We start from the raw sequence: 2,581 nt of genomic DNA, 5'->3' as shown, positions 1-2,581 counted from the left end.
TCCTCACGCCGATAAAAGTAGGACCACAATCCCGTTCTCGACTGCAACCCCACTGAGGCTTTAACGGTGAACTTTCTCAGCAAACGACTTTCCCGCCAGGTCACTGCACTGATTCTGGTCTCCAACCTGGTGATCGGTATCCTGGCCATTGCCTACCTGAGCTATTCCATGGCCGAATCCCGGCGCTTTTCCGCCGTCATCAACCAGGAGTTCAGCAGCCTTGAGCAGACCCAGGATGTGCTGGTGGATTTCAAAACCCAGGTCCAGGAATGGAAGAACGTGCTGATCCGCGGGGCCGACACCGCCCAGCGCGAGAAATACTGGGGTCGGTTCCAGCAGACCGAAGCGGAGATTCAGGACCAGTTGCGGACATTGCTGCCGGAGGTGAGCCGGCCCGATGTCCGGACCCTGCTGGAGAATTTCCAGCGCCAGCACCAAGCCATGGGCAGCGCTTATCGCCAGGGTTATGAGGCCTTTGTGGAATCGGGCTTCGATCCGTCCGCCGGTGACAAGGCCGTGGCCGGCATCGACCGCAAACCGGCGGAACTGATTGCCGAGGCGGCCAACCTGATTGAAGACACCGCCCGAGACGACACCCTGGCCTACAACCGGAGCAGCCGAGAGGGCTCTCTGTTCGCCGTTTCGGTGCTGGTCCTGGCCATTATAATCGGCACCCTGATCACCCTGTTCATCACCAACCGCCGCATTATCCGGCCCACGGTCACGATCGCGGGCCAGCTGGAGCAGCTCGGGGACGGCGACCTGTCCGATCCCGCCACCATTCACCGCGACGACGAACTGGGCTCCCTGGCCAACGCCGCCCGCAAACTGCACCAGTTCCTCAGCGAGATCCGCACGACAACCCAATCCAACGCGGCGGATCTGGAAGGTATTGGCGAGTCCATCAAGCAGGGCGCTCACACCGTTGCCGAGAAATCCGAGCAGAGCCACCAGCGCATCGATCAGGTGGCTGCGGCCATGAACGAGATGTCCGCCACCGCCCAGGACGTGGCCCAGCACGCCGCCGCCGTTTCCTCCCAGGTGGACGAGACCACCGAACAGACCGATGCCGCCGACAGTAGCATCCACTCCACCATGACCAATATGGAGCGGCTGGCGGACCAGATCCGCTCCACCTCGGAAACCGTCGCCAGGCTCGCCGCCGGCGGCAAGAAAGTCAGCTCGGTGATGGAGGTGATCCGCGAGATTGCCGACCAGACCAACCTGCTCGCCCTGAACGCCGCCATCGAGGCCGCCCGGGCCGGGGATGCCGGCCGGGGCTTCTCGGTGGTGGCGGATGAGGTGCGCAACCTGGCCGCCAAGACCCAGCAGGCCACAGTGGAAATCGACACCATCATCGCGGATATCGCCACCGGCTCCCGGGACGCCACCGAATTCATGCAGGCCAGTGAGGTAGTCACCAACGAGTGCGTGGAACAAGTGGGCAGCGTCCAGGCCATTGTCGCCGATATCAACCAGCGCATGTCCAGCATCAAGGAAGCCACCCTGCAGGTGGCCACCGCCGCCGAGGAGCAGACCAGCGTCAGCGACGAAATCAACCAGAACATCACGGAAATCGCCGAGATGTCGGAAGAGGTCAAGCAGTCTTCCGATGCCAACATCCGGATCCTGCCGGACCTGGAGGCCATGGCCTGGTCCGCCAAGCGGCTGTCGGAACGCCTCAGGGACTGATACCGAGAGCGTCCTGCCGGGCACCGGCCCCTCACTGGCCGGTCCCGCTCCTGAAATAGCCATTGACGCAAGCCCCCTTCTGGCCCTGAAATGAGAACGCCATGACGGCACGATCATTCGGGGAGTGGGCTATGAGTCTGATTCAGGAGTTCAAGGCGTTCGCGCTGCGGGGCAACGTCATCGATATGGCCATCGGCATCATCATTGGTGCCGCCTTCGGCAAGGTGGTATCAACCTTCGTTGCCAACATCGCCATGCCGCCGCTCGGGATCTTGATTGGCGGCGTCGACTTTGCCGACCTGGCCATTGTCCTGAAACCGGCGGAGGGCGACGTTGCCGCCGTTACCCTGGGCTACGGCCTGTTCATCCAGAGCGTGGTGGACTTCCTGATCATCGCCGCGGCCATCTTTGTGGCGGTCAAGGTGATGAACAATCTCAAGAAGAAGGAAGAGTCGGCGCCGGAGTCACCGCCCAACCTGAGCAAGCAGGAGGCGCTGCTGACCGAGATTCGGGATTTGCTGGCGCGGGAGCCTGACTCCTCGAAATAGTCCAAACAAAAACCCTGCCATGCGGCAGGGTTTTTGACTTGCCCGAAACTTAGAGCCTCGAGAGCTTGCGCTTCATGCCAAGGGCCAACAGTCCCAGAGATAGCAGAGCCAACGAGCCCGGCTCGGGAACTTCCACGACGTTTCCGATCGTGCCAACGTGGCTGATCAACCAGGGCTCTTGCGGATCGCTTTCCGGCAAATTGAAGCCGCCGTTGAGCAGGGAGGTGTCAATGACAGCCCAGTCAAAATTCGAATGGTTCTCAAAGAGCGCCCACCAGGTCGAATTCTTGATCATGAAGTACTCAGTAGGGCTTGTGAGCTCATAACCAATTACGCTACTA

The 2,581-nt window shown here is 61.1% G+C and carries 3 protein-coding genes; 2 read left to right on the top strand and 1 reads right to left on the bottom strand.

The window, feature by feature from the left end; translation table 11 throughout:
• The first annotated feature begins 66 nt into the window (after positions 1–66).
• On the top strand, positions 67–1,692 hold the full coding sequence (locus tag R3280_RS16665; protein WP_318999730.1) for a methyl-accepting chemotaxis protein: 1,626 nt from the start codon (positions 67–69) through the stop codon (positions 1,690–1,692).
• Positions 1,693–1,823: 131 nt separating this feature from the next.
• Complete coding sequence (mscL, locus tag R3280_RS16660; protein WP_318999729.1) at positions 1,824–2,240, top strand: large-conductance mechanosensitive channel protein MscL; 417 nt, start codon at positions 1,824–1,826, stop codon at positions 2,238–2,240.
• Between the two features lie 49 nt (positions 2,241–2,289).
• Here mscL and R3280_RS16655 read toward each other — a convergent pair.
• The coding region (locus R3280_RS16655; RefSeq protein WP_318999728.1) for a PEP-CTERM sorting domain-containing protein at positions 2,290–2,581 on the bottom strand (292 nt) is incomplete at its 5' end.

The organism is Marinobacter sp. (assembly GCF_033722195.1).
Lineage (GTDB): Bacteria > Pseudomonadota > Gammaproteobacteria > Pseudomonadales > Oleiphilaceae > Marinobacter.
This window is presented reverse-complemented; position numbering and strand designations above follow the sequence as displayed.